General features: G+C 64.8%; 14 protein-coding genes. 1 reads left to right on the top strand and 13 read right to left on the bottom strand.

Going from position 1 to position 13,109, the window contains the following annotated elements:
• Positions 1-780 (bottom strand): ribosome maturation factor RimP, encoded by a 780-nt coding sequence (gene rimP / locus N551_RS0105670; RefSeq protein WP_027566129.1) that lies wholly within the window; start codon positions 778-780, stop codon positions 1-3.
• A gap of 363 nt (positions 781-1,143) precedes the next feature.
• On the opposite strand from rimP, the gene N551_RS0105660 reads away from it, so the two are divergent.
• A complete protein-coding gene (locus N551_RS0105660) occupies positions 1,144-2,226 on the top strand; it encodes a DUF2336 domain-containing protein (protein WP_027566128.1) in 1,083 nt (360 codons plus the stop codon).
• Here N551_RS0105660 and N551_RS0105655 read toward each other — a convergent pair.
• From N551_RS0105655 to tsaB, 12 genes are all read right to left on the bottom strand, one after another.
• Entirely contained in the window at positions 2,223-2,933 is a 711-nt protein-coding gene (locus N551_RS0105655; protein ID WP_027566127.1) for a tRNA (guanine(46)-N(7))-methyltransferase TrmB, read from the bottom strand. The two genes, N551_RS0105660 and N551_RS0105655, sit on opposite strands and share 4 nt — an antisense overlap.
• Positions 2,930-4,087 (bottom strand): M20 family metallopeptidase, encoded by a 1,158-nt coding sequence (locus N551_RS0105650; RefSeq protein WP_027566126.1) that lies wholly within the window; start codon positions 4,085-4,087, stop codon positions 2,930-2,932. The genes N551_RS0105655 and N551_RS0105650 overlap by 4 nt, the downstream gene beginning before the upstream one ends.
• 85 nt (positions 4,088-4,172) lie before the next feature.
• A complete protein-coding gene (locus tag N551_RS0105645) occupies positions 4,173-4,586 on the bottom strand; it encodes a helix-turn-helix domain-containing protein (RefSeq protein ID WP_007598327.1) in 414 nt (137 codons plus the stop codon).
• 210 nt (positions 4,587-4,796) lie between these two features.
• On the bottom strand, positions 4,797-6,410 hold the full coding sequence (gene lnt / locus N551_RS0105640; RefSeq protein WP_027566125.1) for an apolipoprotein N-acyltransferase: 1,614 nt from the start codon (positions 6,408-6,410) through the stop codon (positions 4,797-4,799).
• Complete coding sequence (locus N551_RS0105635) at positions 6,407-7,525, bottom strand: hemolysin family protein (RefSeq protein WP_027514682.1); 1,119 nt, start codon at positions 7,523-7,525, stop codon at positions 6,407-6,409. The genes lnt and N551_RS0105635 overlap by 4 nt, the downstream gene beginning before the upstream one ends.
• 1 nt (position 7,526) lies before the next feature.
• Complete coding sequence (gene ybeY / locus N551_RS0105630; protein WP_018455806.1) at positions 7,527-8,036, bottom strand: rRNA maturation RNase YbeY; 510 nt, start codon at positions 8,034-8,036, stop codon at positions 7,527-7,529.
• A gap of 61 nt (positions 8,037-8,097) precedes the next feature.
• Positions 8,098-9,156, bottom strand: a complete 1,059-nt coding sequence (locus N551_RS0105625) for a PhoH family protein (protein WP_081747794.1) — start codon at positions 9,154-9,156, stop codon at positions 8,098-8,100.
• Positions 9,157-9,160: 4 nt separating this feature from the next.
• Complete coding sequence (gene miaB, locus N551_RS0105620) at positions 9,161-10,549, bottom strand: tRNA (N6-isopentenyl adenosine(37)-C2)-methylthiotransferase MiaB (RefSeq protein ID WP_027566124.1); 1,389 nt, start codon at positions 10,547-10,549, stop codon at positions 9,161-9,163.
• 189 nt (positions 10,550-10,738) lie between these two features.
• Positions 10,739-11,419, bottom strand: coding sequence for an HAD family hydrolase (locus N551_RS0105615; protein ID WP_027566123.1), 681 nt, complete (start codon positions 11,417-11,419; stop codon positions 10,739-10,741).
• Positions 11,419-11,874 carry a Fur family transcriptional regulator gene (locus N551_RS0105610; protein WP_007598312.1) on the bottom strand — a complete coding sequence of 152 codons (456 nt, stop codon included), beginning with the start codon at positions 11,872-11,874 and terminating at the stop codon, positions 11,419-11,421. The genes N551_RS0105615 and N551_RS0105610 overlap by 1 nt, the downstream gene beginning before the upstream one ends.
• Before the next feature lie 38 nt (positions 11,875-11,912).
• Positions 11,913-12,398, bottom strand: coding sequence for a ribosomal protein S18-alanine N-acetyltransferase (gene rimI / locus N551_RS0105605; protein WP_027566122.1), 486 nt, complete (start codon positions 12,396-12,398; stop codon positions 11,913-11,915).
• The gene (tsaB, locus tag N551_RS0105600) at positions 12,395-13,090 is read right to left on the bottom strand and encodes a tRNA (adenosine(37)-N6)-threonylcarbamoyltransferase complex dimerization subunit type 1 TsaB (protein ID WP_027566121.1); all 696 of its coding nucleotides are present in this window, start codon (positions 13,088-13,090) and stop codon (positions 12,395-12,397) included. Before tsaB ends, rimI begins: the two co-directional genes overlap by 4 nt.
• Between the last annotated feature and the right edge of the window lie 19 nt (positions 13,091-13,109).

Genomic DNA, 13,109 nt, shown 5'->3' with positions numbered 1-13,109 from the left:
CTAGTCTCCTTCGTCAGGATCGATCTCGCCCCGTCGCGCGCGTTCGGCGGCCAGGCGATGTTTCTTGGTATTGGTCGGAGCCGGCTTCTTTGTAGGGGTCGGCGCCGGCTTCTTTATCGGCTTCGTGTTCTTGGTCGTTTTCTCGCTGATGCTGGCGTGCGGTGCCGCCGGCGGCTCCAGGCCGAGATTGCGGCGCATTTCGCGTGCCTGGGCCTTGCCGCGGCGCATGGATTCCGCGATCAGCTCGTCCGTCAGCACCAGCCGTGCCTCGGCGATGTCTTCCATCGTCAGGAGAACGTCGGCAGCCTCGCCCGCCTTGATGTCGTCGCGATGCAGATGCACGCGGTCGCCTTCGACGGGGCCGATCGTGCCGCGGAACCGCTTCCGCCCCTCATGGGCGACCGCCATCTCGATCTTCACCAGGTGGCCGACATAACGCTCGAAATCGGAGCGGCGCACCAGCGGGCGGTCGATCCCCGGCGAGGAGATTTCCAGCCGATAGGCGCGATCGACGGGGTCGGCGACGTCGAGCACGGGCGACAGTGCCCGCGAGATCGCCTCGCAATCCTCGATCTGCATCGAGCCGTCCGGCCGCTCGGCCATAACCTGCACAGTGCAGCCGGATTCCCCGGAAATGCGGATCCGCACCAGGCGGTAGCCCATGCCTTCGAGCACCGGCCCCGCGACCGCGGACACCCGTGCCGCGACGCCCGGCTCGACTACGAGCCTCGGCTCGGCCAGCAATTCGGCATCCGTGGAACCAGGGTTCGGTTCGGTCATGTCAGAGGTCAAGGCGCTCGATATGGTTAAGGCTTGGTTTAAGATCTCAAAGCTCGCTTCGGAACTCGCCCGACAGATCGCCGGGCCGCACATCTTCCACCAAGCCGCGTTCAGGTAATAAAAAAGAGCGGGTCCTTTCGGGCCCACTCTCACTACGCGGATCGTATGAGAAGATGAATTGGCGCTGATATAGCCCTTTCCGTCTTCCCGGACAAGGCCCATGCAGGGCAGGCCGGGCTTTTTGCGCCCGGCCTGCGGCCCCACGCAACGCTTCCTTCACCTCCGAGGCCTAAATTCCTTGCTTGTGGGGCGGCTTGGACCAAGGGCGCACCCGCGGCGTGCCCCGTACGAGTTTGCGTTTTCATGACCGTTGCCACGTCGCTCATTCCCGGACTGGACGATATCGTCAAACGCGGCGACCCGCGGCGTCGCGGCGAGATCGCGCACGCCATCTCCCAATTGTTCTTTCAGGACGCCGAGAACCTCCGTCCCGATGTCATCGATCTCTTCGATAATTTGCTGATTGATCTCGTCCCGCATGCCGAGCTCGCCTCGCGCGTCGATCTCGCCGAACGCTTCTCGCGCCTGAACAACGCGCCCCGGCATCTCGTGAGTCAGCTCGCGCACGAAAACGAAATCGCGGTGGCGGGCCCCGTGCTGCGCCATTCGCCCGTGCTCGACGACGCCGCCCTCGTCGAGATCGCGCGACTGAAGGGCCATGGCCATCTGCTGGCGATGAGCGAGCGCCCCACGCTGTCGGCTGTCGTCACCGACGTGCTGGTCGAGCGCGGCGATCGTGACGTGGTACGCCGCGCCGCGGGCAATTCCGGCGCGGAGTTCTCGCCTGGCAGCTATTCGGAGCTGATCAAGCGTGCCGCGCAGGATGGCGTGCTGACGCTCAGGATCGGACAGCGCAGCGATCTTTCGGGTGAGAACCTGAAACAACTTCTCGACGGCACGCTCGACGTCATCCGCCGTCGCCTCTCGAGCGTGGTCAATCCCGTGCGCCAGGTCGAGATCAAGCGCGCCATGGCGGCCATCGAGGAAGCCACGCTGCCGCCGGGCCCGCGTCGCGATTTCTCGGGAGCGCAACGTACGGTTCTGGCCTTGCATCGCGGGGGCCATCTTGGCGAGAGCGCGCTGCTTGGCTTTGCCAAGGCCCACAAATACGAGGAGGCGATCGCTTCGCTCTCGGCGATGTCCGGCGTCCGCCTCTCGGTCCTCGACCGCCTGATCACAGGTGACCGCTACGATCCAATTCTGGTTCTGGGGCGGATGCTGAATCTCGGCTGGCCGACAGTGCGTGCACTGATCCTGATGTGGTACGGCCCGAATCGCACGCCAGCCGACGCCGATCTCGAGCAGGCGCGCGCGAATTTCACGCGGCTGATGCCGACGACCGCCGAGCGCGTCGTGAATTTCTGGCGCAACCGGCAGACGATCTAGACCCGTCGAAACCGCAGATACGCCGCCTTGCGGCCTTCGCGCGTGGCCTTTCGGCCGTAGCGCGTCATTGTGTATCCGTCCCACGGCAGGCGAAAATCATCGGCGCGCTCCGCGAGCCAGACAAAGTCCTGCGAGCACGACAGATGCGACAGCGTCCAGGCGCAGTAATCGTCGATGTCGCAGACGAAACGAAATTCGCCGCCGGCTTTCAACACGTGCGCCATCGCGGCGATGGTCCGGTCCTGGACGAAGCGCCGCTTCCAGTGCCGCCGTTTCGGCCAGGGGTCGGGATGGATCAGGTCGATCCGCGACAGCGAAGCCTTCGGCAGCCAGGCCAGGAGCTCGGCGGCATCGCCTGCGAACAGGCGGACGTTGCCGATGTCGGCGGCCTCGATCTGCGCGAGGATCTTCGCCATGCCGTTGACGTAAGGCTCACAGCCGATGAAGCCGGTTGTGGCGAAGCTTTGCGCTTCCGCCGCAAGATGCTCGCCGCCGCCGAAGCCGATCTCGAGCCGCAAATCGTCGACTGCGGGGGCGAAGATCTCGCGGGCATCCGCCGGTGCTTCGCGGTCGATGGCGAGCGCAAGACGCGGCAGCAGATGATCGATCAGCTCGGCCTGGTGCTGCCTGAGCTTGTGGCCCTTGCGGCGTCCGAAGAAAGCGCGCTCGCTGTCCTCGCGATCGGGATCTGATTTGCGCTCACTCATCGTAGCGTCTGGTACAGGCGATGGAGCAGCCGCGCGCGCGGTTCGAGCGACGAGACATAGAGCTGCTCGTAATGTGTGTGCGCGCCCTTGCCGTCGACGCCGAGCCCGTCGAGCGTCGCGGTGTGGGCGGCGGTGAAATTACCGTCCGAGCCGCCGCCGGTGTGAACGTCGACCAGCTCGAAGCCGATCTCCGTGGCAACCGTCTTTGCATGTTCGTACAGCGAGGCGCCGGCATTGCTCTTCTCGTAAGGCGGACGATTGAGTCCGCCCGTGACCTTGACGGTGACGCCATCCGTCCTCGATGTCAGGGCGAGGATCTTGCCGACGAATTCATCCGCGTCCTTGAAGCTCAGCACGCGCAGATCGACTTCGGCGTGGGCTTCTTCCGGCGTCACGTTGGGCCGCGTGCCGCCGCGCACCACGCCGACATTGACGGTGACGCCGCGCGCGAGATCGTTCATCGCTTCCAGCGCCAGGATGACATTGGCGAGCTCGCGGATCGCGCTGCGCCCATCCTGGGGCCGCGTGCCGGCATGCGCGGGCACGCCCTTGATGAACACTTCGAATCGCCCGACGCCCTTGCGGCCGGTGACGATCTTGCCGCCATCGCGGGCCGGCTCCGTCACCAGGACGTACTTCGCCTTGCGCCCTTCGGTCTCGATGAGTGCGCGAGAGGTGGGGCTGCCGATCTCCTCGTCGGAGGTGAATAGGTGGGTGATGCCGAGCGGCGAGCGATCGGCCGTGGCACAAAGCGCGCGAAAGGCGTGGTGGGCGATGTAGGCGCCGCCCTTCATGTCGTAGATGCCGGGACCGAACGCGCTGTCGCCTTCGACCTTGAACGGCAGGCGCTCGATAAATCCCATGGGGTGAACGGTATCGAGGTGGCTCAGCACCAGGATGCCCGGCAGGTCCTGGCCCCAGGTCGAGCGCGCCACGAGATGATCGCCGCAACCATCGACGCCGGCGATGCGCTCAAGCGTGACAGGGAGATCGCGGTATTGCTCCGCGACCATCGAGACCAGCTTGTTGACCTGTTCAGGCGCGTCCGTTGGCGTCTCGACCTCCACCCAGCGGCGGATACCATCGAGAATAGTTTGAGAATCGAACCAATTGGAGCCGGTCATGAGCGCATCTGTGCCTTTGAATCGCATCATCGAGGGAGACGCGCATCAAAGCGCGGCCGCAAATGACGACATAGGCCAGATTTGACGCAGCCTCAAATCGGATTGAGATGGCGCGTCAGCGCTTGTCGGGGCCTTCGCGGGCCGCGATCTGCTCGACGAGATCGACGATCGAGCGGCGCATCTTCGAATCGGTGATTCGGGTGAACGCCTTGGTCAAGGCGAGTCCTTCGGAAGTCGCGAGGAAATCCGAGACGTAAGACGGCGATGCGCCTTCTGCGAAGCCGTCCGGCCCCGCCACGCCGCTCGGACCGCCCTCGAACAGGAACGACACAGGCACCTGGAGAATTTCGGCAATTTGCTGGATGCGGCTCGCGCCGACCCGATTTGTGCCCTTCTCGTATTTCTGAACTTGTTGGAAGGTCAGGCCCAAAGCTTCACCGAGCTTTTCCTGGCTCATGCCCAACATGATGCGGCGCATCCGCACGCGACTGCCGACATATTTGTCAACAGGGTTGGGCGCTTTCGACATTTCCTCAGCCCTCCAAACATCACCTTCGGCGCAATCAGGAATGCCTCAGGTGTAAGCAACGTCAAAATCAGACCCTGTTATTGGAAAACATTGCGGAGAAATTTAGCAATGCCCACTGTCTTTTGCAGCCGGTGCAGAATGAGGAGGCCGCGTGCAGTCTGTCAACCGTGGGACTACGGTTGTCAAAAGTTATCGGCCGCGGCTGCGTGATCAGGGATGCCGTTTGGCAACACGTCGGCGGACCGCCCAAAACACGGCGAGCGCGACAAGCATGGCCGCGGGTACATCGCCCACGCGCGCATAGATGGTCGGCGGGATCGCGGCGGGCAGATTTGCATCCAAAATGCCTTCGATCCCGAGACCGAGGCTGGCGACGATGCGTCCCACCGGATCGATCACTGCGGAAACGCCGGTATTGGCGGAGCGAACCAGCGGCAATCCGAGCTCGATCGCGCGCATTCGCGCCTGTTCGAGGTGTTGGTAGGGGCCGGTCGAGATTCCGAACCAGCCGTCATTGGTGAGATTCACGATCCAGCCTGGACGTTCATTGCGTCCAGCCACCTCGCCGGGAAAGATTGCCTCGTAGCAGATCAGCGGCAGCGCGGAGGGCGCGCCGGGGACCGCCAGCGCATGCCGCACGGTGCCGGGAATGAAGCCGCCGCGCACACGCGTGAGTTGCTCGAAACCGAGCTTCTCCATCAGGCCCTGGTAGGGAAGAAATTCGCCGAACGGCACCAAATGCAGCTTGTCGTACACAGAGAGCACGCCGCCGTCGTGGTCGATCACGTAGATCGAATTATAGGCGCGGGTGATCGGCGTGCCCCGCGGCAGGTCGGGCGCGCGGACCGAGCCCGTGATCAGCACCGTGCCCTTGGGCAGAAGCTCCGCGATTAGCGCCATCGCATCGGCTTCGCGCGTCAGGAAGAACGGAAAGGCGGATTCCGGCCAGATCAGGATGGTGGCATCGCGCACGCCGGTCGATTGCGGTCCGGAGGCGCGGTCCGACAAGGCCAGATATTTCTTCATCACCTCCGCCTTGGCGGCGTAGTTGAATTTCGCGTCCTGCTGGAGATTCGGCTGCATCAGGCGCAATTTGGTGCCGGCGACCATCGTGGTCGGATGGAGCGACAGGCGGATCGCGCCGAAGATACCCATGACCAGCAGGAGCGCCAGGGCTGCGGCCGGTGCGCGCCACGCCAGGCGGCGATCGGGCGTGCGGTCGATCAGCGCCGCGGGGCTCGCGAAGATCGCAACCGTCAGGAACGTCATGCCCCACAGGCCGATCAGCGACGCCGTTTGTGCCAGCGGCAGCGGCTCGGACAACGCATAGCCGAACGCGTTCCAGGGGAAGCCGGTCAGCGCATGGCCGCGCAGCCATTCGGTGATGGTGAGACTTGCCGCGAGCGCAAGCACGCGCGTGGCGTTCTTGGTCCAGAGCAGGCGGGCGAGCGCAAAGCCCATTGCCGTGAAGATGGACAGATAGGCCGGCAGGCCCAGCACGGCGAACGGCGTCAGCCAGGCGAACACATCGGCATCGACGAAGAAGGCGTAGCCGATCCAGTAGAGGCCGGGCACGAAATAGCCGAGGCCAAACCAGTAACCGGTCAGCGCCGCGGCGGGGACGCCGCGATATCGTCCGGCGCCGGCGCCGTCGATCAGCCAGACCAGCACCGGGAAAGTGATGAACAGCACCGGGAAGGCGTTGAACGGCGCCAGCGCCAGCACCGAGAGCGCACCGGCAGCCATCGCGACGAGCGCGCGCTTCCATCCCCAGGTCAGGATGATGGCAAGCGCGATCTGGCGAAATCGCTGGAAAGGGCTCACTGCGGACCAGTCCCGTCGCTTGGCGGCGGGGTGGGCGTGTCGCTGGCCGTCGGCTGGCTGCCATCCGGCGCAGCCTCGCGGCGCCGGCTCTCGCGCTGGGTGCGCGGCGCGGGACGCTCCTTCCGTGTCGAGATCCGCAGCCGCTTGACCCGGCGTGGATCGGCATCGAGCACCTCGATCTCGTAATGGCCGGGGCCCGAGATCACCTCGCCGCGCACCGGCAGGCGCCCGACGAAGCTGACGAGGTAGCCGCCCAGCGTCTCCACTTCCTCGCCGGCCTCCCCGGTGACGAAGTCCTCGCCGATCACGGTGCGGACGTCGTCGAGGCTGGCGCGGGCGTCCGCGATGAAGGCGTTGTCGGGCAGCCGCACGATCGAGGGCGGCTCGTCGCTGTCATGCTCGTCGTCGATCTCGCCGACGATCTGCTCGACGATGTCCTCGAGCGAGACCAGCCCGTCGCTGCCGCCATATTCGTCGACCACCAGCGCCAGATGGATGCGAGTGGCCTGCATCTGCGCGAGCAGGTCGATCGCCCGCATCGACGGCGGCACGTAGAGCAGCTTGCGGATGATGCGCGCTTCTTCGAGCGGCAGCGCGAGATCGACCGTACGCAGATCGAGCCCGGCCGGCAGCGGTTTCTTGCGCTTGGTTTTCGTGACCCCCGACACGCGCGCACGCGCGGTCATGAAGGCGAGCAGATCGCGGATATGGACGATGCCGACGGGATCGTCGAGCGTCTCGTTGTAGACCACAAGGCGCGAATGGCCGGCGCTCTCGAAACGGTCCATCAACTCGCCGAGCGGGATGTCGCGCTTCACCGCGACGATGTCGGCGCGATGCACCATGACGTCGGCGATGCGACGCTCGTGCAGGCCGAGGATGTTGCGCAGCATGGTGCGCTCGACCGTCGAGAAGCCGGTGTCGTCGGGAGTCGTGGCGTCGAGCACGACCTGGAGGTCGTCGCGCACCGAACCCGCCTTCCAGCCGAACAACGTCCGGATGGCGCGCAGCAGCCAGCCATCGGCGGTCGGGCGCATCACCTCGCCTGAGGTCACCACGACCGGTAAATTGGCCGTGTTGCGCGGATTGTCCTGAATCGGGTCGGAATCCGGCATCTCAATGCGTCCCTGGGCGGTCGGCATAGGGGTCGGGAATGCCGAGATGAGCCAGGATCTCTCGTTCGAGCGCTTCCATTTCCTCGGCGTCGTCTTCGTTTTCGTGGTCGTAGCCGACCAGATGCAGGAAACCGTGCACGGCGAGATGGCTCAAATGATGATCGAACGGTTTTTGTTCCTCGTCCGCCTCACGCCGCATGGTCTCGTAGGCGATCGCAATGTCGCCCAGCATGCGCGGCGCATCGCCTGGCTTCCAGTCGCCTTCCGGCTGCAGCGCGGGAAACGACAGCACGTTGGTCGGCTTGTCGATGCCGCGCCAGTTGCTGTTCAGCGTGCGGATGCCGGCATCATCGGTCAGCATTACCGCCACTTCCGCCTCCGCAACGTCTTCGTCGACATTCTCGGCGGCGGCCGCCACGGCGCGCTGGATCACGGCTTCGGATTCGGGCTCCCGCTGCCAGCAATCGGCGACGACGAGGACCTCGGTGATGGGAAGGTTGGGGTGTGACATTGTCCTTGTTCCGAACGAAGGGGCGCCGTGTCCGCGCCCATATGGTCCGGTTGCTGCCTCGTCAGGATTTACCGGCGGCCGGCCGCTGCGGCGACCCTTCGTAGGCGGAGACGATCCGCGCCACGAGCTCGTGGCGGATCACGTCTTCGGCCTTGAAATGAACTTGCGCAATGCCTTCGACGCCGCTCAGCAGGCGCGTCGCCTCGGCGAGGCCCGAGGTCTGGCCGTTCGGCAAGTCGATCTGCGAGGGATCGCCGGTGACGATCATGCGGCTGTTTTCGCCAAGGCGGGTCAAAAACATCTTCATCTGCATCGACGTGGTGTTCTGCGCCTCGTCCAGGATGATGGCCGCGTTGGTGAGCGTGCGACCGCGCATGAAGGCGAGTGGCGCGATCTCGATCTCGCCGGTCTGCAGCGCGCGCTCGACAATGCGCGCGTCCATCAGGTCATAGAGCGCGTCGTAGATCGGGCGAAGATAAGGATCGACCTTCTCGCGGAGATCGCCGGGCAAAAAGCCGAGCCGCTCGCCGGCTTCCACCGCCGGGCGCGACAGGATGATCTTGTCGACTTCCTTGCGCTCGAACAGCTGCGCGGCATGCGCGACCGCGAGCCAGGTCTTGCCGGTGCCGGCGGGGCCGATGCCGAACACCAACTCGTGGCGCTTCAGCGCGCGGATGTAGGAATCCTGCGCCGCCGTGCGCGCACGCACCGGGCGCTTGCGCAGATTGATGCTGTCGAAGGTGGATTTGGCCGACTTGGCGTCGAACTCGAACAGCGAGCCCTGCGCGATCACGGCACGGATCGCGCCCTCGACCTCGCCCTGGTCGAGATCCTGTCCCTTCACGGCCTGGGCGTAGAGCGTCTCCAGCACCCGGCGCGCGGCATCGCAGCCGTCGCGCGAGCCGCCGATGGTGATGTGGTTGCCCTTGGAATCGACGACGACGCCGAGCCGCCGTTCGATCTGTGCCAGATGCTGGCCATAAGGGCCAACTAGCGCGGACGCGGCGCGGTTGTCGTCGAAATCGATGACGACCTGGGTCTCGGGCGGAACCTGCATGTCGCGGTCAAATTTGCGGCTGGGAGCGATGGAAGAAGACGAATCCGATGCGCTTTTGGGCAAGGGTTCAGGCTCCAGTGGCGATGGGTGATAAAGCGGGCTCGTGCGCCATGGCGAGCTCACCGAGGAAGCTGTAGCGTTCAAGGCTGTCGATCCGGACCGGCAGGATTTGTCCGATGATGTCGGGCGAGGCCATCACATGCGCGGGCTGGAGGAATGCGGTGCGGCCGACGATCTGGCCGTCCTTGCGGGCCGGACGCTCGAACAGCACATCGACCGTTGAGCCAATCGCAGCCTTGTTGAAGGCCGATTGCTGGCTGTCGATCAGTTCCTGGAGCCGCTCCAATCGCTGGTCCATCTCGGAAGGGGACACCGTCTCCTGCATGTCCGCGGCCGGCGTTCCCGGCCGGGCGGAGTATTTGAACGAATATGCCGCAGCGTAGCCGATTTGCGTGACGAGCGCGAGGGTGGCGAGAAAATCTTGCTCGCTCTCGCCCGGGAAGCCGACGATAAAATCTGATGAAAAAGCAATGTCTTGGCGTGCGGACCGGAAACGGTCGACGACACGCCGATAATCATCGGCGGTATGTTTCCGGTTCATGGCGGCCAGAATCCGGTCCGAGCCCGACTGCACCGGCAGGTGCACGAAGGGCATCAGCGCGCCGAGATCGCGATGGGCTGCAATCAAGCTGTCATCGACATCGCGCGGATGGCTGGTCGAATAACGCAGCCGCGCGACGCCCGGGAGCGCCGCGAGGTGCTCCAGCAGCCTGCCGAGCGGCCAGCTTTTTCCGTCCGGTCCCTCGCCGTGATAGGCGTTGACATTCTGTCCTATCAGCGTGAGCTCGCGCACGCCGTTCTCGGTGAGCCGCTTCACGTCGTCGACGATCTTTGTCACCGGCCGCGAGACTTCCGAGCCACGCGTGTAAGGCACGACGCAGAAGGTGCAGAACTTGTCGCAGCCTTCCTGCACCGTGACAAAAGCGGAAATGCCGCGGGCGCGGATCGCGCCGGGCTTGGGCGGGGCGAGGAAGCCGAACTTGTCTTGAGCCGGGAATTCGGTCTCGATGGCGCGGCCCTCATTGCCGGCGCGCTTCAACAGCTGCGGCAAATGATGATAGCTCTGCGGACCGACGACGACATCGACCGCGGGTGCACGGCGCACGATCTCCTCGCCCTCGGCCTGTGCCACGCAGCCCGCGACCGCGATCTGCATGGTGCGCCCATCGCGCGCGGCGGCGTCCTTGGCGACGCGCAGGCGGCCGAGCTCCGAATAGACCTTTTCTGAGGCCTTCTCGCGGATATGACAGGTGTTGAGGATGACGAGATCGGCGTCATCAGCGCTGGCCGTCTCCACGAATCCTTCCGGGGCCAGCGTGTCCACCATGCGCTGGGCATCGTAGACGTTCATCTGGCAGCCATATGATTTGATGTGCAGCTTGCGCGGCGGCGTCATGGAACCCGGAATTGAGGTGGGAGGACCGCCCTCAGATATAGGCTGGGGCCGCGGAAATCCAGCGATTGGGGGTCTTTCGGTCGTCATTCCGGGGCGCGACGTAGTCGCGAACCCGGAATCCAGAGGTTTGGCACGAGATTCCGGGTCGATCCTGGCGCATCGCCCCGGAATGACGCCGAGAGGAGGGATTCAGCCCGCCACAGTGTTCGCCGCGACCCGCCGGACCAGCTCCGGCAATTGCCGCATATCGTCGAACGTCAATCCGGCCCCGGCGGCCCGTAGTCTTTCCGCGTGGCCTGGTGGGCAATGGCTGCCACCGTGAAAGCCCAGCACGGTCATCCCGGCGGCATGCGCGCCAGTCACCCCGGGGACGCTGTCCTCGATCACGAGGCACCGCTCCGGCACGACCTTCATCTGCGCGGCGGCGAAAAGAAAGAGATCGGGCGCGGGCTTGCCGCGCGCGACCTGGCTCGCCGAAAAGATGTTCGGAGCGAGCAGATCGTAGAGACCGGCGCAGGTCAGGCCGTGGTGGATCTTCTCCGGCGTGCCGCTCGACGCAACGCATTTGGGCAAATCGATTGCGCCAATCGCTGCGGCCACATGGGTGATCGGCTGCAAATCGCTGGCATAGAATTGCAGCGTCGCCGCATTCACTTGGCTTTCGAGATCATCGGGAAGATTGCGGCCGATCTCCTGTTCGACCATTCGCCGTGCGTCTTTCTCGGATACGCCGAGAAAGCGGACCAGCACCTGCTCCGATGTGATCGGATAGCCGTGCCTCGACAGCACATCCGCATGCGCGCGACAGGAGATCACCTCGCTGTCCACGAGCACGCCGTCGCAATCGAAGATGACGAGATCGATGGCCACTAACTTGTGGGTTTGTCGTCGTCGAGCGGGACGCAATAGAGTTCGAGCCGATGATCGACCAGCTTGTAACCGAGCTTGCGGGCGATCTCCGCCTGGAGCTTCTCGATCTCCTCGGAGGTGAACTCTATCACCTTGCCGTCGCGCAGGTTGATGAGGTGGTCGTGATGGCTGTCGCGCATCTGCTCGTAGCGCGCGCGGCCTTCGCGGAAGTCATGGCGCTCGATGATGCCCGCATCCTCGAACAGTTTGACGGTGCGATACACGGTCGAGATCGAGATCTTGTCGTCGACGGCGACGCAACGGCGATACAGTTCCTCGACATCGGGATGATCGACCGCCTCCGCGAGCACGCGGGCGATGACACGGCGCTGCTCGGTCATGCGCATGCCGGTGGCGGCACAGCGCGCCTCGATGCCGGATGCCTTGGAAGCGGGGGAAGGTTTAAGACCAGTCATGTGATGTCCGCCTGACGGGGCGCTTTCTGCCATCAATGTTACGACAAGTCACGTCGCATCAGAAGTGCGTTCAATTGTTCCCCGTTCGGCTGCTTATAGTAGCGTTCGCGGCGTCCGACCACCATGAATCCGGTTCGGTCGTAGAGCCGCCGCGCCGGCTGGTTATTTTCCTCGACTTCGAGAAATATTGTGCGCACGCCGCGGCCTGCCAGGTGGCCGAGATGGGTCATCAGCAACGTGCGAGAGAGGCCGCGTCCGCGATGGGCCTGGTCGACCGCGATCGAGAGGATCTCCGCTTCGTCCGCGCCGATCCGCGACACCGCGAAGCCCACGGTGTTGCGGCCGAGGCGCAACCGATGCACCAGCGTGTTGCGCTCGCTGAGCATGCTCTCGAACTCGCCTTCGCCCCAACCGCGCGCGAACGAGGCGCCGTGGAGTTGCGCGAGCCGTGCGACGTCGCGCGCGACAGCCGGCTCGACGACGGCCGTATCGCCGCGCCACCATTCCGAGAACCATCTCATCATGAGCTTGCGGCTTGTGCTGCAAGCGGCAGTTGTGTGGACGGCTTTGCGTCGGGCGCTCGCAGGTAGAACGGCCGCGCCGGATTTGTCGCGGGATCGGCCGCGGCGCCAAGCCATGCGACCCAGCCGATGTCGGGCGCGGGCTGCGCGTCGACCGCGACCGGCTGCGGCACATCTTTCGGCCAGCGCTCGGCGAGGATCTTCGCGGCATTGCCGACCAGATGCGGCGCGCCGAATTGCGACGCCGCGATCGCTTCGTCGATGGGAGCGACGGCTGGCCGTACCAGCTGGCTGCCGTCACCAGCCACGATCTGGAAGTAGACGTGATCATGCCGCGCGTCGATCGCCGAGATCACCGGCGCCGCTCCGCTTTGGCCGACGACGGCGGCGGCATAGGCCGACAAGGTGGTCAGGCCGACGGCGGGCCGCTTCGCAGCAAGCGCAAGGCCGCGAGCCGCCGAAATGCCGACACGCAGGCCGGTGAAACTTCCGGGGCCCATGGTGACCGCGATGCGGTCGAGCGCGGTGAAGGCGAGATTGGCTGAGTGCATCACGCGCGCGATCATCGGCATCAGCGCTTCGGCGTGGCCGCGCTTCATCAGAAGCTGCTCCTGTGCGAGGAGCTGGCCGGAATCGGTGTCGAGAACGGTAACCGCGCACGCTTCCAGCGCGGTATCGATGGCAAGGATCAGCATAAGGCGATCATAGCATTGG

Source organism: Bradyrhizobium sp. URHA0013 (genome assembly GCF_000518345.1).
Taxonomy (GTDB): Bacteria; Pseudomonadota; Alphaproteobacteria; order Rhizobiales; family Xanthobacteraceae; genus Bradyrhizobium.
Note: the sequence above shows the minus strand (reverse complement) of the source record. Positions and strands in the feature narration are given on the sequence as shown.